This window comes from Sediminibacterium roseum, from assembly GCF_009939005.1.
Classification (GTDB): Bacteria; Bacteroidota; Bacteroidia; order Chitinophagales; family Chitinophagaceae; genus Sediminibacterium; species Sediminibacterium roseum.
Window position 1 is genome coordinate 581,465 of record NZ_JAACJS010000011.1, and the last position, 19,234, is coordinate 600,698.

Annotated in this window: 14 protein-coding genes; 9 read left to right on the top strand and 5 right to left on the bottom strand. The window is 49.3% G+C overall.

The window, feature by feature from the left end; translation table 11 throughout:
• Positions 1-7 precede the first annotated feature (7 nt).
• The 3 genes from GWC95_RS07795 to recG all read right to left on the bottom strand — a co-directional run bounded on the left by GWC95_RS07795 (position 8) and on the right by recG (position 6,991).
• Positions 8-1,033: a PorP/SprF family type IX secretion system membrane protein gene (locus GWC95_RS07795; RefSeq protein ID WP_161818126.1), complete on the bottom strand. Its 1,026-nt coding sequence runs from the start codon at positions 1,031-1,033 to the stop codon at positions 8-10.
• Between the two features lie 10 nt (positions 1,034-1,043).
• Positions 1,044-4,727, bottom strand: a complete 3,684-nt coding sequence (locus tag GWC95_RS07800; RefSeq protein WP_237722095.1) for a DUF7948 domain-containing protein — start codon at positions 4,725-4,727, stop codon at positions 1,044-1,046.
• 173 nt (positions 4,728-4,900) lie between these two features.
• The gene (recG, locus tag GWC95_RS07805; protein WP_161818128.1) at positions 4,901-6,991 is read right to left on the bottom strand and encodes an ATP-dependent DNA helicase RecG; all 2,091 of its coding nucleotides are present in this window, start codon (positions 6,989-6,991) and stop codon (positions 4,901-4,903) included.
• A 330-nt stretch (positions 6,992-7,321) separates the two neighbouring features.
• On the opposite strand from recG, the gene trpS reads away from it, so the two are divergent.
• The 3 genes from trpS (at position 7,322) to GWC95_RS07820 (ending at position 9,754) form a co-directional block, all read left to right on the top strand.
• A complete protein-coding gene (gene trpS / locus GWC95_RS07810) occupies positions 7,322-8,329 on the top strand; it encodes a tryptophan--tRNA ligase (RefSeq protein WP_161818129.1) in 1,008 nt (335 codons plus the stop codon).
• A gap of 103 nt (positions 8,330-8,432) precedes the next feature.
• Positions 8,433-9,068: a deoxynucleoside kinase gene (locus GWC95_RS07815; protein WP_161818130.1), complete on the top strand. Its 636-nt coding sequence runs from the start codon at positions 8,433-8,435 to the stop codon at positions 9,066-9,068.
• A 320-nt stretch (positions 9,069-9,388) separates the two neighbouring features.
• Positions 9,389-9,754 carry a hypothetical protein gene (locus GWC95_RS07820; protein WP_161818131.1) on the top strand — a complete coding sequence of 122 codons (366 nt, stop codon included), beginning with the start codon at positions 9,389-9,391 and terminating at the stop codon, positions 9,752-9,754.
• Between the two features lie 259 nt (positions 9,755-10,013).
• Here the strand turns inward: GWC95_RS07820 and pckA are convergent, their stop codons facing one another.
• On the bottom strand, positions 10,014-11,600 hold the full coding sequence (pckA, locus tag GWC95_RS07825) for a phosphoenolpyruvate carboxykinase (ATP) (protein ID WP_237722096.1): 1,587 nt from the start codon (positions 11,598-11,600) through the stop codon (positions 10,014-10,016).
• 376 nt (positions 11,601-11,976) lie between these two features.
• Between pckA and GWC95_RS07830 the strand changes: the two genes are divergently transcribed.
• Entirely contained in the window at positions 11,977-12,576 is a 600-nt protein-coding gene (locus tag GWC95_RS07830) for a hypothetical protein (RefSeq protein ID WP_161818133.1), read from the top strand.
• Here the strand turns inward: GWC95_RS07830 and GWC95_RS07835 are convergent.
• Positions 12,557-13,096 (bottom strand): LOG family protein, encoded by a 540-nt coding sequence (locus tag GWC95_RS07835; protein WP_161818134.1) that lies wholly within the window; start codon positions 13,094-13,096, stop codon positions 12,557-12,559. The genes GWC95_RS07830 and GWC95_RS07835 overlap by 20 nt on opposite strands.
• A 140-nt stretch (positions 13,097-13,236) precedes the next feature.
• Between GWC95_RS07835 and GWC95_RS07840 the strand changes: the two genes are divergently transcribed.
• The 5 genes from GWC95_RS07840 (at position 13,237) to GWC95_RS07860 (ending at position 19,233) form a co-directional block, all read left to right on the top strand.
• The gene (locus GWC95_RS07840) at positions 13,237-14,787 is read left to right on the top strand and encodes a sodium:solute symporter (RefSeq protein WP_161818135.1); all 1,551 of its coding nucleotides are present in this window, start codon (positions 13,237-13,239) and stop codon (positions 14,785-14,787) included.
• A gap of 128 nt (positions 14,788-14,915) precedes the next feature.
• Positions 14,916-15,557 (top strand): O-methyltransferase, encoded by a 642-nt coding sequence (locus tag GWC95_RS07845; protein WP_161818136.1) that lies wholly within the window; start codon positions 14,916-14,918, stop codon positions 15,555-15,557.
• Positions 15,558-16,661: a glucosaminidase domain-containing protein gene (locus tag GWC95_RS07850; protein ID WP_161818137.1), complete on the top strand. Its 1,104-nt coding sequence runs from the start codon at positions 15,558-15,560 to the stop codon at positions 16,659-16,661.
• Positions 16,662-16,690: 29 nt separating this feature from the next.
• Entirely contained in the window at positions 16,691-17,233 is a 543-nt protein-coding gene (hpt, locus tag GWC95_RS07855; RefSeq protein ID WP_161818138.1) for a hypoxanthine phosphoribosyltransferase, read from the top strand.
• A 245-nt stretch (positions 17,234-17,478) separates the two neighbouring features.
• Positions 17,479-19,233, top strand: coding sequence for a vWA domain-containing protein (locus GWC95_RS07860; RefSeq protein WP_161818139.1), 1,755 nt, complete (start codon positions 17,479-17,481; stop codon positions 19,231-19,233).
• Position 19,234 lies beyond the last annotated feature (1 nt).

A 19,234-nucleotide genomic window follows, 5' to 3' on the forward strand; every position in this document is an offset into this window, starting at 1 on the left:
TTTTACATCAGAATTTAACCGTTGGGCACTTCACCGCCCTTCCCGCGCTGGAAGGGAAGATCCCGCTCTTTACAATAGACAATTCATAGGCCCCGCGTGTGCCGTTGGCGGCCATGGATGAAACGGTGGCGTCGTAGTTGATGGTGAATTTAAGATCGCTTACCTGGTAACCTACCATGGGTATGAACGCATCTTTATTGCGGTAGTACAGGCCGAGTATCAACTGGCTCACCCCGTTGCCGGTAAGATCGCGGTTTGCGTTGAAGCCAACAACCGTTTCCCAGTTGCCTCCCATTTTGCTTACATACACATTTGGGTTTACGATCCATACATCCTGCAGTTTGATGCTTGCGTTCACAAATGCAGAATACCTGCGGTCGATCCTTCCGTCGGATACCGAAGGATCGAAAAAACTTTCACGCGGGGTGTTGATGTGGCCGATGCTTACGCCGGCATTGAAATAAACTTTGTCTGATGCGAAGTAAGCATAGTTCAATCCCACCTGCAGGTCTAGAAAGGATGCCTGGCTGTTTGCATACGGTTCATTGGAGGGAATGTTTGCATCGAAGAAACTTCCGTTCCATGTATTATCCGAAGTGAGTTTGCTGATGTCGATCCGTTTTGCCGTGTAACCCAAACCAAAACCGCCGCTGAGCAGGCTGTTGTAGCCCACCATCTGGTGGTAGGCGATGGTGGCAAAACCACTGGTGGCCGACAAACTTCCTGCGCCCGCTGCATCTTTGAGCAGGTATCCGCCCAGGCCCAGCCACCCGTTCTCAAACCTGTCCTGGAACAGTTTGGTATCCGCCCATACGCTCATGGTCCTGTAAGGATTGCTTGGGCTCAGGCCCCATTTGTTCCTGTAATTACCGCCGATCCTGAAATCAAAATCAGGATTGAACCCTGTGTTTGCGGGGTTAACGATCAGCGGTGCGTTGAAATATTGTGAGAAGTTAAGATCCTGCGCACGCGTATTCGTTGCCACGCCGGTGGCAAGTAACAAAATCAATACTATTTTCTGTTTCCACTTCATATCTATCGCTCTATCTGAGTAATGTGATGTCGCCTTTTTTGATTGCCCTTTCCTTGCTTCCGAATTCAACCGTTAATGCGTAATGGTATACTTCCTGTGGCTGTAAACGTCCGTTTGTTCTTCCGTCCCATCCCTCATTCGGGTCGGTGCTCTGGTACACGATGGCACCCCAGCGGTTGTAAATGGTCCACGTCATTTTTGCGATGCCGTACCCACGTACATAAATCTTATCGTTGATGCCATCCCCGTTTGGTGTGAACGAGTTGGCCACGTCTACCAGTGCGTTCACGGTTACCGAAATAGGCTGGCAGGTTGTATCTGTGCAACCGGCATTGTTGTATGCAACCAGGCAGGTATTGTAGGTTCCGGTGGCATTGTAAAAATGACGGACCGTTGTATCGGGCCTGATGGTAACCAATGAATCCCCATCATCAAACAACCACTTAAAACGCGTGCCACCAACCGAGGCGTTAAGGAAGCTGACCGGTGTGTTGGGTTGTGTAGGATTGGGTGTATAGGTATACGATGCCGTAGGATTACCGCTTACGGTTATCGTAAATGCGGCCGATGTGTCGCGCACATTACAGGTGTTCGGATCGATGGCGATAAGGTAAACCTGGTAGGTTCCTGTATTGGGATACAGGTGTTCCGGATCGGTTTGGGTGGATGTGGTGCCATCACCAAAATCCCAGATAAACTGTTCGCCACCCAACGAGCTGTTGGTGAATTTCGCGTTGTACGGCGCACAACCGAACGCCGGTGTAGTAAACTGCGCTTTCACATTGGTGGAGATCCTGATCTGTTTGATGAGGCTATCGGGTTCATTGCAATAATTGGTATCAACAAGCACCAACTTCACATTGTAGGTTCCCGGTGCCGCATAGGTATGTGTAACCGATCCGCCACCACCCGCGGTTCTCGTGCCATCGCCAAAATCCCAGATAAAACTGGTTGCGGTAAAAGGTTTTTTTGCAGTGGATGTATTGGTGAACTGGTATCCGAGCGATGAGCAGGGTGGTAATTTGGTTGCATTGAATCCCATCGCCACCTCATCATCCCGCACACGCATGGTCACGTACGCAGAATCGGCAACATTGCAACTGTTTGAGTCTACCGCGGTCAGTTTTACGCGGTAAACACCTACGGCATTGAAGGTATGGGATACACTCGGCGTGGTGGTGGTAACAGGCGCTGTGCCATCGGCAAAATCCCAGATGTATTTTTGTCCCATTGCCAGCGTATCAGAAAAATCCACCGTTAGCGGAACGCATCCCGAGGTATCGTGTGCAACACCATTTACAGAGGCACGCAGCCCTGCTCCTATCCCTGCCAGGTTGAACGCGATCTTGATCGCCGCGAGGTTACAGCCCTCCACCGTTCCATTACGGCTTGCCCACACGCCTGGTGTGGTTGGAAAACCGCCGCTGTTTCCGCAGTTGGCGCACATAGACTGGTAGATCACACCGTTCTGGTCGAAGCGGCTCGTACCGCCATCAACGTGTTCCCCAAACCCGCCGTTCTCGCCGAAGAAACTTCCATAGAGTTGCGATTGTGCATTCTTGGCAAGCACAAAGAAATAGAAATCATCTCCATCGGTCGATTTCTGGTAGGCATCCGGTGTTACGGAAAGACCCTTTGTTCCGGCGCTTGGAAAATTGTCTGATGTATTGGCCGATCCGCCCCATCCCGATACATATACGTTTTCACAACGGTCCACGAGGAACGCTGTTGGTGAGATGTTTGGAACGGCGAGCCCCGATCCGAAAACGGTAGAATACACAAAATCGGAAAGATCGGGCCGCAGCTTCGCGATGAACTGCCGGCCGGATGGTTGACTGAACGCCGCGTTCACAACGGGCCAGGAACCGGTTGAGGTTCCGGCGATGTAAGGAAAACCGAGTTTATCAAATTGGATCCCATAAATAACATCCATACCTGCCGTTCCGAAATAGCCGGTGCGCACCATGTTCCCGTTTGGTGTGAACTCGGTAACAAACCCGTCTCCGCCACCGCCCTGGAGCGTTGAATATTTTACGCCGGTTTTGTTACCCGGGAAATTACTGCTTGCCGTTGCACCGGCTACAAAAAGGTTCCCGGTAAGCGGGCTGAGGGCAAGTACAAAGGCAGCGTCGTCGTCCGTACCGCCAAACAAAACACTGAACAACACGGCCGACAGATCGGGTCTTAGTTTAAGCACAACCGCATCCTGCGCCCTTCCCCCGGCATTGGCGCCGGCCAGGGTTGTTTGCGGGGATACGGCAGTGGTAAGAAAGTTGGCAGATTGTGTGCAGGAAGCAAAATAGATATTTCCCGCAGCATCCAGTATCACTTCACTGCGCGCATCATCGCCATAGTTGCGGTTGATCGATTCCACACCGGCGGTACGTGTTGTTGAATATTTGTGTTTGATGTTCACGCCATCGTCTCCCGTTCCACCAATCCTTACCGAACCCACGAGGTCGGTTCCGTTGGCATTGAGCTTGGTCACAAAAATATCCCATCCCCCGCCGGCCCCATACGTTTGGAGCGCGCCGCGCACAGGGTAATTTGTTGAGGTGGTACGACCCGCAATAACAAGGTTACCCGCCGCATCCACCACCATGCTATGTGGCTGCTCGTTGCCGCTGCCACCAATGTAGGTTGCGTAGATCCTGTTGGCGCCTGTAGGATCGAATTTCATGATCGCAAGGTCAAACCCTTTTCCCTCGCCCGTATTGGTTCCACCCTGGTAGCTTGTCTGGAACGCGCCGTTGCTTGCAGGGAAACCTGAATTCGGCGTTCCGAAAGCGATGCCGCCCGCATAAAAATTTCCTGCGCCATCGTAGGTTGCAGTATAACCCCAGTTGTCTACACGGCTGCCGGTAAACGTTGAGAACACAACGGATGGATCGATCACCAGTGTCGCGTTCCTTGCATAATCCGATAAACGGAAACGGACGATGTTGCCCTTCACTTCATAACTGCATTGGATCTCGGTTCGCGTATTGTTGGCGAGCTGGTAGGTATAAGGCTGCATCTCTTTTACCACATCAACAGATGTTTTGATGTTGAGTATGCCGTCTTTCACTTTCAATTCATCCGCGCCATCGAAATACATCGCTATGCGCGATGGATCGCCGCCGGGATGAACAATGAAATCGTATTTGAGAACGCCATTGGCCGTATAATAACGCACGTCGATATTCGGGTAAACGTTTTTGTACGTTACACCAAGATAGGTTTTGCAATTGCTCACCCATTTGGTCGAGTCCGTTCCGTAAATAAAATTGTTGAGCGTAACCTGCGCCTTGTCGGGAACGATCTGCGGGTTGGTATTCGCATTCAGGAAACGCATTTCGTACATGTGCCCCCTGATCACTGAAACAGCATTGGCACCGCCGCCGTCGTCTTTACCGGGCGTCAATACATCGGGCAGCCTGTTCGACTGTGTTTGTTTATCTGCACCGGAGGAAGTTGTGTTGCCGTGTGCGTGTCCGACTTTGCTTACCCGGTTAAGGTCTTCGTGGTTATACAGCGCCACGCGGTAACCTGTTGCCTGTAAAAGGAAGGAACCGGTAGAAAGATCGCCTCTGAATTTGATCTGCTTATCCCACTGCCCCCTGTTCTCAATAAACTCCAGATAGTTTTGCGAAAAAGACGGGCCACACACTAAAAGCAGTGCGACAATCTTTCCCAATGTTTTTAAAACTCCCAATCTTGTTTTTTTTAAAAGGTACGATTTATATACGTCTGTTTTATGGTAGTGGTTGTTAATGTTTTGCTTGAAAGCCGCTCCCGGAGTCATCAAAAGTAAATGCTGAATCGCCGGTCTTTACAGGCGGGAAAAAAACAGTTCAGCCTCCCTTTATCGTATACCATCGAGAACCTTTATGAGATCTTCCCCCATCCGTTTCTGCGGCGCTGCGATTGCAGGTATGTTTTCAGCTGCAAATTCTTTGCCATACTAAGCTCCACATCTTCTTCCACAATGCGCTCCGCTTCGGCCCTGGCCAGTTCGAGCAGCGCCCTGTCGTTAACAATGTTTGCGATCTTAAAGTTCAGTGCCCCACTCTGCCGGGTGCCCTCAATGTCGCCCGGACCGCGGATCTCGAGGTCTTTTTCGGCGATCCTGAAACCATCGTTCGTGGCGCACATTATCTTGATACGTTCGCGGGCCTCTTTGCTGGCTTTGACACCAGTTAATAAAATGCAAAAACTTTTTTCGCTGCCTCTTCCCACCCTTCCGCGGAGCTGGTGCAGCTGCGAGAGGCCGAATTTCTCCGCGCTTTCGATCACCATAACCGAGGCATTGGGAACGTTCACACCCACTTCTATCACCGTTGTACTTACCATGATCTGCGTATCGCCTTTTACAAAGCGCTGCATATTGGTTTCTTTCTGCTCGGCCGGTTGCCGCCCGTGCACCATGCTGATGCGGAACTTAGGTTCAGGGAAAAAACTTTTGACCTGCTCGTAACCCTGCATCAGGTCTTCGTAACTGAGTTTTTCGCTTTCTTCGATCAACGGGTAAATAAAATAAGCCTGGCGGCCCTTGTCAATTTCTGTTCTCACAAAATCCATCACGTTCGCCCTTGCCGTTTCTGAACGGTGAACGGTGGTGATGGGTTGCCTGCCGGGCGGCAATTCATCCATGATGCTGTAATCGAGATCGCCGTAGGCAGTCATGGCAAGTGTTCTCGGGATCGGTGTCGCCGTCATCACCAGCACGTGCGGCGGTACCGCTGCTTTTTCCCACAGGCGCGCCCGCTGGGCCACACCAAAACGGTGTTGCTCGTCAACGATAACCAATCCCAGGTTCCTGAACTGTACGGCATCCTCGATCACTGCATGGGTGCCTACCACAAAATGGATCGTATCATCCATCAGTCCCTGTAAGATCCTGCGCCGTTCTTTTGCTTTTGTACTGCCCGTGAGCAGCGCGATCTCCACCGGCATTTCTTTGAGCAGTTCGCTTAACCCGGCGTAATGCTGCTGGGCAAGGATCTCTGTGGGTGCCATCATACAACTCTGGAAACCGTTGTCGGCGGCGAGCATCATGCTCAGTAGTGCAACGATGGTTTTGCCGCTGCCCACATCTCCCTGCAGCAAACGGTTCATCTGGTGGCCGCGGCCCGTATCGGCCCGGATCTCCTTGACCACGCGTTTTTGCGCGCCCGTAAGCTCGAAGGGTAAATATTTTGAATAAAGCGTATTGAAAAGCTCGCCTACTTTTTCAAACACCACGCCGCGGCTTGCTTTGTGGCGCTGGAGACGAACCAGGTTCAGTCTTACCTGGGCGATAAAAAATTCCTCGAACTTGATCCTGCGCATCGACTCCTCAGACAAAGCCGCGCTTGCGGGAAAATGGATGTTCCGGTAGGCTTCGTAACGCCCAAGGAGTTTTAATCGCCGCAACACTTCTTCGGGAATGTTCTCCGGGATGTCTTTTGGCTGCACAAGCGAAAGAAGCGCATACGTAAGTTTGCCCAGTTGCCTTCCATTGAAGCCGCGCGCCTTTAATTTTTCTGTTGTTGGATAAACGGGCTCGAGAAAATTTTTTCCATCTGCATTTGCCCGCGCATAAGGTTCTATTTCGGGATGAACCATCTGCGGCTTGCCATTGAAAAAACCTGTTTTGCCGAACACGAGGTAATCGCTCCCTATGTTCAGGTTCTTTACCACGTAATGGATGCCCTGGAACCAGGCCAGCTCCAGTATGCCGGTGCTGTCGCGCAGCTGGGCCAACAATCGTTTGGCACGCCCTGTTCCAACCGTGTCATAGCCCAGCAAAGTTCCGGCCACCTGTATGTAATCCGTTTGCGGCGTGATCTCGCGGATGCGGTTCACTTTTGTTTTATCAATGTGCCGGTTGGGGAAATGTTCCAGCAGGTCGCCGAAAGTGAAGATCTCCAGCTCTTTCTTCAGCATATCGGCACGCATCGGCCCTACACCTTTGAGGTATTCGATGGGGTTCAGCAATATGGATGCGAGATCGGAGATGATGTTGATTTAAGCTGCAAAATAATAAAAAGCACCATCGAACTACGAAGGGCAGGCGATGAGCACCAGGTTAATGGCGAAAGGTGCAGAGAACGGCAACCAAAAAGCGCCGGGAACATGTTATGGGGATCACCTGTTTGACATAAGGCGGTCACACACCGGTATAAATACTGGTTAGATCAGACATTTACGACCCGGCCAGCGCTCCAGGCGGGTGGCTCATCCCTTGTAAATACCGGTCCTGTTCCGCGCCCATTGTTCGTTGCGGGATGTGCAATGTTCCGTCTTCTCTCCCTATCTTCGCCCCCTATGGAAAAAGAGGTTGTTCTTAGTGGTATCCGCCCTACAGGTTTCCTGCACCTGGGCAATTATTTTGGCGCGATGCGTAATTATGTGCGCATGCAGGATGATTACAACTGTTATTTCTTCGTGGCCAACTGGCACAGCCTCACCACGCACCCCGATACAAAAGAATTGAAGAACAGCGTTCACCGCGTGATCGCGGAGAACATCGCATGCGGCCTCGATCCTGAAAAAGTGGCCTTGTACATACAGAGCGATGTTCCGGAAATAGCGGAACTGTACCTGTACCTGAACATGCTTGCCTACAAGGGCGAGCTGGAAAAAACAGTTACCTTCAAAGACAAGGTTCGCCAGCAGCCAGACAATGTGAATGCGGGTTTGCTTACCTATCCTGTATTACAGGCTGCAGACATCCTGATCCACCGGGCGGTAAAGGTACCGGTTGGCAAAGACCAGGAGCAACACCTCGAAATGGCGAGGAACTTTGCCGAGCGTTTCAATTACCGTTACGGAGAAGTATTGCCGTTGCCTTATGCATTCAACTACGACAGTGAGCTGGTGCGGATCATGAGTCTGGACGGAACAGGTAAGATGAGCAAGAGCGAGAACCAGATGGCCACTTTGTACCTGGCAGACGACGAGGACACGATCCGCAAAAAGATCATGAAGGCAAAGACCGACCAGGGGCCCGAAACACCGGGATCGGCAAAGCCTGATTATATCCAGAATCTTTTTACCCTGATGGGACTTGTGAGTACACCAGATACCGTTAAAAAGTTCGAAGACGATTTCAATGCCAGCAGTGCCGGCAATTGCATCATCCGCTACGGCGATATGAAGAAACAGCTGGCCGAAGACATGGCGCGGTTCATCCGCCCGATCCGCGAAAAAGCTGCAGATATACAGCACAACAAAGAATTGTTGTCGCGCATCATTCTCCAGGGCGCCGACAAGGCCCGTGCCAGTGCATCGGCCACCTTGCAGCTCGTGCGGGAGGCAGTGGGAATGAACTGAGCTTTGCGCGGAGGGCCGGGCAAAACAACCTTATAAAACAAAAAAGCACGAAGCGAAAGGCCGGCAGCCGGCAGCTTAAAAAAAATCGTACATTCAACACATCATGGCAAAAGCAAGAAAACCAAAACATATAGCAGTGGCCGGCAATATCGGCGCGGGGAAAACCACGTTGACAGAGATGCTGAGCAAGCACTACCGATGGATACCGCAGTTTGAAGATGTGGACCACAACCCTTACCTCATGGATTTTTATGAGGACATGCCACGCTGGAGCTTTAACCTGCAGATCTTCTTCCTGAACAGCAGGCTCAACCAGTTGCTCGAGATCCATCATGGAACGGAAACCATCATACAGGACAGGACCATCTATGAAGATGCCAACATCTTCGCGCCCAACCTGCATGAAATGGGGTTGATGAGCAAACGCGATTTTGACAATTATTATCTTTTCTTCCAGACATTGAAATCAATGGTACAGCCGCCAGACCTGCTGATCTACCTGAAAGCATCCGTGCCTACGCTTGTGGCACAGATCCAGAAACGCGGAAGGGAATACGAAGAGAACATACGCCTCGACTATTTAAAAAGGCTCAACGAATACTACAACAAATGGATCGACTCTTACAAAGAGGGCCCGTTGCTGATCATCGATTGCGACAAAAATAAATTCGCGGAAACGGATGAGCATTTTGGAGACATCATCAGCAAAGTGGATAGTACTTTGTTCGGGTTGTTTTAAAACGCTGGGGAGTTCTGTTTTTGTAATACCCGCCTTTTTTGACGGGATGTTTTGCATACGCAAATTTGCGAAAACCTTACGTTCCGCTTTTCGTGAAAAATCATTTTTTCACGAAAAGTTTGGCATCACAGTTAATCGGCTGTGCTCGTTTTGATACCTGTACCTGAGTTTTAAAACCCAAACAACCATCATTAAAAAAATCGGCCTTGGCTATGACGAGGGTGGCGATTCTCTCTACGCGATTTTGGGCAACGATGCAGATGACTGCTGGGAATATTACTTGATTGAAATGATTTGGATCCTAATTCAAAATAGTAAAAATGCCGTTTCTTGACTACAAACCCATTGCTTTAGAAAAATTTAGTTTCCTGGTCACTGACTATGGTTTCGAGCTAACGGAGGTGCGCAGCGAAAATTACGGCACCTTCCTGATCTACGGCAATAAAGAAAAAAAAATTGTGCTAAACCTTGGTTACGAATACCGCGATCAAATGTTTTACTATTTTCTGAATGATGGAATCAAACGCCTTACGTTTCATGATTTTTTCGGCAAATATGACCCATCACTCCTTTACTGGCCTGATTTAATGCCAAAAGGAGACGATTTCTTACCAGCGTTGGAAAAGAATATAGCCCTGTTAAAAAAATACGGCCATAATTTTCTTTCGGGCAAAGAGAAACTATAAAACAAAGCGGCTCGCAAAAGTGAGCCGCTCTGTTTTCAACATTAATAAAAGTTGACCCTATCCTTTCCTGACTACCCGGCAATTGCCCGGAAGAATATTCTCCTTGCAACCGAGTACTTTTCTCTGGTGAAGAGAAAAACCAAATACACCAAAGTTCCTGGTCCGAAAATGAAAACTCCACCCGAAGGCGGAGTTTCCGTAACAGACAAAGCAATCGAAGAGACCAGGTTTAATCCCCATGGCCAGGGGAAATAAGCAGTTAGATTTTGGGTGCGGCATCGAGTATTTCCTGCGTTACGCCGGAGGCATACTTTTCAAAATTCTGTACGAACTGTGCCGCCAGGTCCTTTGATTTTGCATCATAGGCAGCAGTATCGGCCCAAGTGCTGCGTGGGTTTAAAATTTCTGACGGAACACCCGGGCAGCTGTCGGGCATCATCATCCCGAAAACGGGGTGCGCTGTATAGCCTGCAACGTCCAACCTTCCGTCGAGGGCCGCGGTGATCATGGCCCGTGTATAACCCAGTTTCATCCGGCTGCCGATGCCGTAAGGGCCGCCGCTCCAGCCGGTATTGATCATCCATACATTTACCTTGTTCTTCTTCATCTTCTCACCCAGCATACCCGCATATTTACCGGGATGCAGCGGCAAAAACGGCGCACCGAAACAGGCGCTGAACGTTGATTTTGGTTCCGTAACACCAGCCTCCGTACCCGCCACCTTTGCAGTATAACCGCTGATGAACTGGTACATGGCCTGCCCAGGAGTAAGCTTGCTCACCGGCGGCAACACGCCATAGGCATCACAGGTAAGGAAGAAAATATTTTTGGGCAACCCACCAATGCTTGGCTCCAGCGCGTTGCTGATAAAACCGAGCGGGTAACTTACACGGGTATTTTCCGTGGTGTCTTTACAGCTGAAATCGATCTGTGTTGTGCCCGGAAAAAAATGAACGTTTTCTACCAGTGCCCCAGGACGTATTGCCTGGAAGATCTCGGGTTCTTTCTCCTCACTCAGGTCAATGGTTTTGGCATAGCACCCGCCTTCGAAATTGAAAACGGAATCATCGGTCCAGCCATGTTCATCATCACCGATCAGTTTCCGGTTCGGGTCTGCGCTGAGCGTGGTTTTCCCTGTGCCGCTCAATCCAAAGAACACGGCCACATCGCCATCCTTACCCATATTGGCGCTGCAATGCATGCTCAGAACATTTTTGTTGTGTGGCAGGATGTAGTTGAGCACACTGAAGATCCCTTTCTTCATCTCCCCCGTATAACCTGTGCCACCGATCAATATCGTTTTGTGGGTGAAAGAGATGATGGCAAAATTGTGTTGCCTTGTTCCATCCACCGCAGGGTCTGCCCTGAAACCAGGCGCCTGTATGATGTGCCATTCGGGCTCAAAATTTTCAAGCTCTCTTTCCGAAGGGCGGAGGAACATATTATAGGCAAACAGGTTGCTCCAGGGGTTTTCGTTGATCACGCGTATGTTCAAACGATGCGCGGGGTCGGCACACGCATACGCATCGCGCACCCAGATCTCTTCTTTCGCACCGAGGTATTCAAGCAGTTTCTTTTTTAACTGGTGAAAATATTTTTCTTCAATAGGAATGTTGAACTTGTTCCAGTCTACCGTACCCTCCGTGCCCGCATCTTTCACAATAAATTTATCGTTCGGACTCCGGCCGGTAAACTCGCCCGTCTGGATACACAATGCACCCGTATCATTCAAAATACCCTGGCCACGTAAAACGGCCTGTTCTGTAAGTTCCGCAGGACCCAGCTGGTAGTGGATACCATTGTTACCGGAAAGCCCAAGTGCCTTTAATTTTTCTGTTGGAATCATAATGGTAGTTGCGATCATAAACAAACAAACGTTAGTTATGAGGCAAAAATAGCTGTTTACTTTATTCGGATATTTCTTTGTGTAGACCCTACACTTTAGACTTTGTTAATGGATAGCGTGTATTTTTGTAAAACATCAAACAGTTATCGGTTCCTTCTGCGCAAGTTTTTGATGATCACGTGATCTGTTGAATGAATTGTAAAACTGGAAAGCAGTCAAGAGATAGTAAAATGGTTTTTGATGTATATCTAACAATACTTTACCAATTGCCTGGTGGCTTTGTGGTTAGGTTTGTAAGGAAATCGGGCCATGCAGCAACTATTTTTTCGTGGGTCTTTTATGCTTGTTCCCGTTTGGCCAGTGTTTAAACGCATCTATGAAGAATCTCAAAATAGTCATCACTTTTGCCCTCTTTTGTACCTGCACCGGTGTTTTTTCGCAGGAAGAAAACGACCGCGGCAATGGAAAATTCAAGCGTGAAAATATTTTCCTGGGAACGAGCCTGAACCTTGGGCTCGCCAACAATTCTTTCAACGTAGGACTTAACCCCGAGATCGGTTACAGCATCAACAAGTGGCTCGACGGCGGCATGTCGTTCAACATAAACTATTTTTCTCAGCGCGCAACGGATTACAGTCCGTACCGCTACCGCAATTTCAATTATGGCGGCGGCCCTTTTCTTCGTGTCTGGCCCCTGAGTTTTTTACACCTGCAGATCCAGCCCGAATACAACTGGACGAGCTCGAATGAAAAAAACATGCAGACCAATTACCAGGTAACAAACCGGTATGGCACGGGGAGTTTACTGGTGGGCATCGGGTATGGTACCAGGATACTTGGCCAGCATTATTCCTACTTCACATTGATGATAGATGTTTTGCAGAACGACGGTTCCCCTTACCGCGATCAATACAGGGATCCGCTTCCTGTATTGCGTGCGGGGTTTGGATTGTATCTTAAACCAAGGCGCCAATAGCATCTTCCGGCGTTTCGCAAACGATGATGCGTTCGCGCCAGTTGCCATATAAAAAACCTTCGCGGTCCATTGTATCCATGTGCGCAATCAGGTTGTTGTAAAACCCTGCGGTGTTGAGAATGATGATCTTTTTGTTGTGGATCTTCAGGTTGTTCCAGGTAACCATTTCATAGAGTTCATCCAGCGTGCCGTTGCCGCCGGCGAGTACGATCGCGGCATCGCCCAATTCGTAGAGCATGCGTTTGCGTACGTGCATATCGTCTACCACGCGCAGTTCGGTAATGCCCTCGTGCTGTGCTTCCCATTCGAGCAATATTTTCGGGATCACGCCGATCACTTTTCCGCCATTGTCCATTGCAGCATTGGCCACGGCCCCCATCAGCCCTTTGTTTCCCCCGCCATACACCAGCGAGATCTTTTGCTCCGCCATCATTTTTCCCAGCGCAGCGGCATGTGCTTCGTACAAAGGATGGTTACCCGGTCTTGATCCGCAGAAAATAGTTATGGCGCTGATTTGCATGGTTCGTGTGTTTGTGGTCCGTGGGTGTTGAACATGATCGCGGGCGATCACCGCTCACCACTTGCCACGATTCCCGCAAATTACCTTAAATATTTTTATTACTTTTCCAACTCGTTTTCTTAATGATTTAATTATTGTCTATGTCGCCGATGCTCCTGTTCTCTTTCGTGATCGCTTATTTTGTTATTCTGCTTGCCGTTGCCTGGTATACGGGCCGGAACAGCAACAACGAATCCTTCTTCATCGGGAACAAGAACAGCAACTGGATGCTGGTGGCATTCGGTATGATCGGCACTTCGCTCAGCGGCGTTACGTTTGTAAGCGTACCGGGCGGCGTGGGCGATGTGGCGGGCGGATCGTTCAAAGGGTTTGCTTACATGCAGGTTGCCTTCGGATACCTGATCGGCTACGCCGTGATCGCATTCGTATTACTGCCGATCTATTACAGGATGAACCTCACTTCCATCTACAATTATTTATTACAGCGTTTTGGAAAAGTGGCGTACAAAACAGGTGCATTGTTCTTTATCATCAGCAGAACACTGGGCGCTACCGCGAGACTGTACCTGGTGATCAACGTGATCCAGTTCTTCATCCTCGATAAAATGGGCGTGCCGTTCGTGGTTACCGCTGCGATCATTTTGCTGATGATACTCCTGTATACTTTTGAAGGTGGTGTGAAAACGATCGTTTATACAGATACGCTGCAAACCACGCTCATGATCGCTGGGCTGGTGATCTGCGTGGTATACATCCTCAACAACCTCCACCTTTCCGTTGGCGGTGCGATGGATAAAATGCGTGAAGTGGGCTACCTCAACGTATTCAACACCGATGTGAACAGCAAAGGGTTTTTCCTGAAACAGATCATCGGCGGTGCGTTCATCACCATTGCCATGACGGGCCTCGACCAGGAAATGATGCAAAAGAACATCAGCGTCAAAAGGCTTGGCGATTCGCAGAAGAACGTGATCACACTGGCCATCGTACTGGTGAGCGTGCTTGCCCTGTTCCTGCTGCTTGGCGGGTTGCTCTACCTCTTCGCCAACGCCAACGGCGCACAATACCAGGATGTAATGGTGAACGGAAAGATGGTGAAACAACTCGTGCTCAACAACACCAACATCATAGGCGACAAGGCCTTCCCTTCCATCGTACTCAATTATTTCCCGCCGGCGGTGGGCATCATATTCATCATCGCACTGATCTCTGCATTGTTCCCGAGTGCAGATGGCGCATTAACGGCGCTTACCTCTTCTTTCTGCATAGACATTATTGGCCTGCGCGACCGTGTTGACCTTGATGAGAAGCAAAAAAAACGCACACGTTTAACCGTGCACCTTTGTTTCGCAGTCGTCTTTTTGATGTGCATCATGTTCTTTTACAAGCTCAACGACAACAGCATCATCGACATCATCCTTGACCTCGCCGGCTATACCTATGGCCCGTTGCTGGGCCTGTTTGCCTTTGGTATTTTTTCGAAAAGGAAACTGCCCAACACATGGCTCATTACGCTGATCTGTTTGCTGGCGCCAACGATCTCATATATCATCAGCAAGAATGCAAAGGTGTGGTTCCACAATTACCAGATCGGGATCGAACTGCTGATCATAAACGGGTTGATCACGTTCCTTGGTTTATGGGCGATCTCGAAACCTGGCGACAAGGTTGATTATACAACAACTGTTTAGCAGCCGTTTCAGAAAGAACGTTTCATAAGAATTCCGGTACGGTTGTGTTTATTGGAATCAGTATCGTGATTGGATAGCAGCGGGTAGCAGACCATACAAGTCCGGTTCCCAAACCGTATTTTTGCCAAATGGAACTCATCAATCCCCAGGTAGAGGCCTACGCGGCCCTTTTTACCTCACCGGAAGATGCCCTTACGGCCGAGGTGAACAGGCATACGATGGCCAACCATCCCCACTCCCACATGCTCAGCGGGCATGTGCAGGGCAGATTTCTTTCGTTCATAAGTACTATCCTGCAGCCAAAATACGTTCTGGAGATAGGCACTTTTACGGGATACAGTGCGCTGTGCCTGGCGGAAGGGCTGATAAGCGGCGGCGAACTGCACACCATAGAACTGCGCGGGGAAGACGCGGCAACGGCCAGGGCCAATTTTAGCAAATCCGATAGGAATAAGCAGATACATTTGCACCTCGGAAATGCGAGGGACATCATCCCGGGCTTGTCGCTGCCATGGGATCTTGTTTTTATCGACGCCGATAAAACAGCATACATCGATTATTACGAACTCGTGGTGCCGCGTTTGCGGCCGGGTGGCGTGATCCTGGCAGACAATGTGCTGTTTCACGGGGAGGTTTTTGAAAAACCGCTGAAAGGCAAAAATGCCAAAGCCATACAGGCGTTCAACGAACACGTACGGAACGATGAACGCACAGAACAGGTATTTGTAACGATCAGGGACGGCGTACTCATGATCAAAAAGAAAGGATAAATGAAAAAACTCATCTTGTTTTTCTCCCTGCTCACCGCTGTTGCGGTGCAGGCCCAGAAAGAAAAAGGAGAAGCCTACATCAATACTTACAAAGAGATCGCCATTGCTGAAATGATCCGCAGCGGCGTTCCTGCTTCCATTACCCTTGCGCAAGGCATCCTTGAATCGCAGTATGGAGAGAGCGAACTGGTTAAGAGTTCCAATAATCATTTCGGGATCAAATGCAAAACAGAATGGACCGGGCCCAAAGTGTACCACGACGACGATGAAAAAGGCGAATGCTTCCGTGTGTATGCCACACCGGAAGAATCTTTCCGCGATCACTCTGATTTTTTAAAGACACGACCGCATTATGCATTTCTGTTCAAGCTCGATCCTACCGATTACGATGGCTGGGCAAAGGGTTTGAAAAAAGCAGGTTATGCCACGCTGCCCACCTATCCGCAGCGATTGATGAAGATCATCAACGATTACAACCTGCAGCAATACAGTCTTGAAGCATTGGCCCGCATCAAAAACCCACCCCTAACACCCGTGATCGAATCAACCGCTGCGCTGGTAAAAGAAACGGCGCTCGAACCAAACAAGATCGCGCTCGACGCAAAAGACACCACTGCCCAACCTTCGGAACCCATCGCCAAAGCCATTGAAACGGAAACGGCGAAGCAGGCTGTACTGACAGATTCGCTTGTAAAAAATACGGCCATAGAGCCCGGAACAGTGGCAAAAAAAACATACCCGGCCGGTGTATTTACCATCAACCATACAAAAGTGATCTATGCGAACGAAGGGATCTCCCTTTTATCGCTCGCCAACCAATACGATATTTCGTTGAGCAAGCTGATCGAATTCAATGACCTCCCGGAGATGGACATCCTGGATACGGACCGACTTCTCTTCATCGAAAAGAAAATGAAAAAAGGCGCGGGCGATTTTCATATTGTAACGACGGGAGAAACCTTGCACGATGTGAGCCAGGTAGAAGGTGTGCGCCTCGAGAGCCTGGCGGAATACAACCGCCTTTCCAAAAATGCAACGGTGAAGCCGGGCGATAAGCTCTTTTTACATCCCATCGCCACAGCATCCGTAAAAGCACCAAAATAATTTCCTTATTTTACAGCGGCCTAAACTACATGCCAGTGATCAAAGTACACGACAAAACATTTGTTCCTTATTTACCGGAAGCGGTCATTCTTGAAAAGATCAAAGAACTGGCGGTTGAGATAGACAAGGATTATGCAGGTAAAAAACCATTGTTCATCGCTGTGCTGAATGGGTCGTTCATGTTTGCCGCTGATCTTTTCAAATCGGTTTCCATTGAGGCCGAGATCAGTTTTATCAAGCTTGCATCTTATAAAGGAACAAAATCTACCGGGCAGGTGATCACGGCCATCGGTCTTGATATGGACATCAGCGGCAGGCACGTCGTTATTCTAGAAGACATCATCGATACCGGTAAAACGCTGCATGAGTTTTTACCACAGTTGCTGAACCAGCACCCTGCCTCCCTGAAAGTTGCCGTGCTGTTGCACAAACCGGAGGCAACTGTTTTTGAAGTACCCATCGACTACTGCTGTTTTTCGATCCCCAACAAATTTGTACTTGGTTACGGCCTCGATTACGATGGCCTGGGAAGGAACATCCGTGAGCTGTACCAGTTGAGTGAAGAAGCCTAAAGTTGTGCAAATATTACCGTTCGCTATTTGATATGCCGGTATTCCAGGTTATATTGAATTGATTATTCCCGTTCGGAATGTTTCAAACGGGGAATACCGGACGGACTTGCCATTTCCGCGCGCTTCCTGCACAGCAACGGTTTCACATGAGGCAGCGGGCTGACGGGCCCCGAAATTCAATACCTGTGAAGCCCTTGATCCGGGCAACCCATCAACCATAAAACTACCTGAAATCCTGCTGACAAATGAACAAGGTCATTTGGGTTATTTTATTGTGCACGCTTGCAAAAACTTCCTCTGGCCAGTTTTATTTACGTGGCGAGATCAGGGATGAGCGGGGGCGTTTGCTGGAGGGTGTAAAGATCACGCTTGCCTCCAAAGGCAGTTTTCCTTATTACAGCGGCAACGGGGGCACTTTCGGTATCTCAACCGCTGTAACAAACGATACGATCACTTTGGTGCAGGATGGATACGAGATCCTCCGCGCACGCATCGACACCAGGAGGTTCCAGGATTTTGTTTTAAAGATGCTCCCCACCACTGCACATCTATACAATAAAAAACTCTCTTCTTTCACTACCAATTTGAGATCAGAATCCGGCGGCGCTTTTTCTGTAATGGGTGAAAGTTACAGCAATCTTGTAGAAAACAAATTTATCACCGCAGACCTTTATCCCGAAACGGGGTTTGCATTGAATGTAGACAAGGCATCGTACAGCAACATCCGCCGTTTTCTCAGCAACGAAATGCTGGTGCCCACAGACGCGGTACGCATTGAAGAAATGCTGAACTATTTTGATTTTACAAAACCCGGCGATGCCACTGTAAGAAATGAGTTCCATTGCAGGTCGCAGTTAACCACCTGCCCCTGGAAAACAGGCAACCAACTGTTGTTCCTGAACATTTCTGCACCCAAACTCGATCTTGAAAAAATACCACCCTCCAATCTTGTTTTCCTGATCGATATTTCGGGGTCGATGGACAAACCCAACCGGCTGCCCTTGCTTCAATCTGCTTTCAAACTGCTAGCAGACAATCTCCGCAGCATAGATACGATCGCCATTGTAACCTATGGAGGCGGTGTGGGCATTGCATTACAACCCACCAGCGGTGCAGATAAAAAGAAGATCAAGGATGTGATCGACTCGCTCGTTGCAAGCGGCGATACACCCGGTGCGGGCGCGATACGCATTGCATACGAGATGGCGAAAAAGACATTCATCAAAGAAGGCAACAACCGCGTGGTATTGGCAACAGATGGCGATTTCAACATCGGCCAGACATCAGAAAAAGAGTTGGAAGAAATGATCGTGGGTTACAAACAAACCAACATCTACCTTACCTGTCTTGGCGTGGGCATGGGCAATTACAAAGACAGCAAGCTCGAACTGCTGGCCAAAAAAGGAAACGGCAATTTCGCATACATCGATAACCTGCAGGAAGCGCAGAAAATACTGGTGAAGGAATTTACACAAACCATTTATGCGGTTGCCAACAATGCGTTCCTGAAAGTTTCTTTTAAACCGGGTATGATCGAAGAATACAGGCTGATCGGTTTCGATAACAAAAAAAATGCAGCGGCAGACAGCTCCAGCGAACTCGAGGGCGGCGAAGTAGGAAGCGGTCATTCGATGATGGCGATCTTCGAGATCAGGCCCGTTGCCAAAGATTCATTGCTCCTTCACAAAACACTGGCCGATGTTTCGCTTCAGTACCGTACGCCTGTAACAGACAGCGCACGCAGACAGAATTTCAAAGTGCTGTATGAACCGCGAAAGATAAACGAGGCAGATTCTTCGTACCGTTTTGCAGCAGCGGTTGCGATGTTCGGTTCCGTACTGCGTCAATCAAAATTCTTCAGTGATAAAAAACCGGAAGATGTTTTCCAATTTGCTTCCACTGCGGTTGATGTTACCGATCCCCGCCAGGCGGAATTTTTATCATTGGTGGAGAAAGCATTCAAGATCTACCGGCCGGTGAAAAAGAAAAAAAAGCGGTAAA

Coding starts and splice junctions, on each gene's coding strand:
- GWC95_RS07795 (WP_161818126.1), bottom strand. CDS start 1,033: ATGAAGTGGAAACAGAAAATAGTATTGATTTTGTTACTTGCCACCGGC.
- trpS (WP_161818129.1), top strand. CDS start 7,322: ATGGAAAAAGAGGTTGTTCTTAGTGGTATCCGCCCTACAGGTTTCCTG.
- GWC95_RS07815 (WP_161818130.1), top strand. CDS start 8,433: ATGGCAAAAGCAAGAAAACCAAAACATATAGCAGTGGCCGGCAATATC.
- GWC95_RS07820 (WP_161818131.1), top strand. CDS start 9,389: ATGCCGTTTCTTGACTACAAACCCATTGCTTTAGAAAAATTTAGTTTC.
- pckA (WP_237722096.1), bottom strand. CDS start 11,600: ATGATTCCAACAGAAAAATTAAAGGCACTTGGGCTTTCCGGTAACAAT.
- GWC95_RS07830 (WP_161818133.1), top strand. CDS start 11,977: ATGAAGAATCTCAAAATAGTCATCACTTTTGCCCTCTTTTGTACCTGC.
- GWC95_RS07835 (WP_161818134.1), bottom strand. CDS start 13,096: ATGCAAATCAGCGCCATAACTATTTTCTGCGGATCAAGACCGGGTAAC.
- GWC95_RS07840 (WP_161818135.1), top strand. CDS start 13,237: ATGTCGCCGATGCTCCTGTTCTCTTTCGTGATCGCTTATTTTGTTATT.
- GWC95_RS07845 (WP_161818136.1), top strand. CDS start 14,916: ATGGAACTCATCAATCCCCAGGTAGAGGCCTACGCGGCCCTTTTTACC.
- GWC95_RS07850 (WP_161818137.1), top strand. CDS start 15,558: ATGAAAAAACTCATCTTGTTTTTCTCCCTGCTCACCGCTGTTGCGGTG.
- hpt (WP_161818138.1), top strand. CDS start 16,691: ATGCCAGTGATCAAAGTACACGACAAAACATTTGTTCCTTATTTACCG.
- GWC95_RS07860 (WP_161818139.1), top strand. CDS start 17,479: ATGAACAAGGTCATTTGGGTTATTTTATTGTGCACGCTTGCAAAAACT.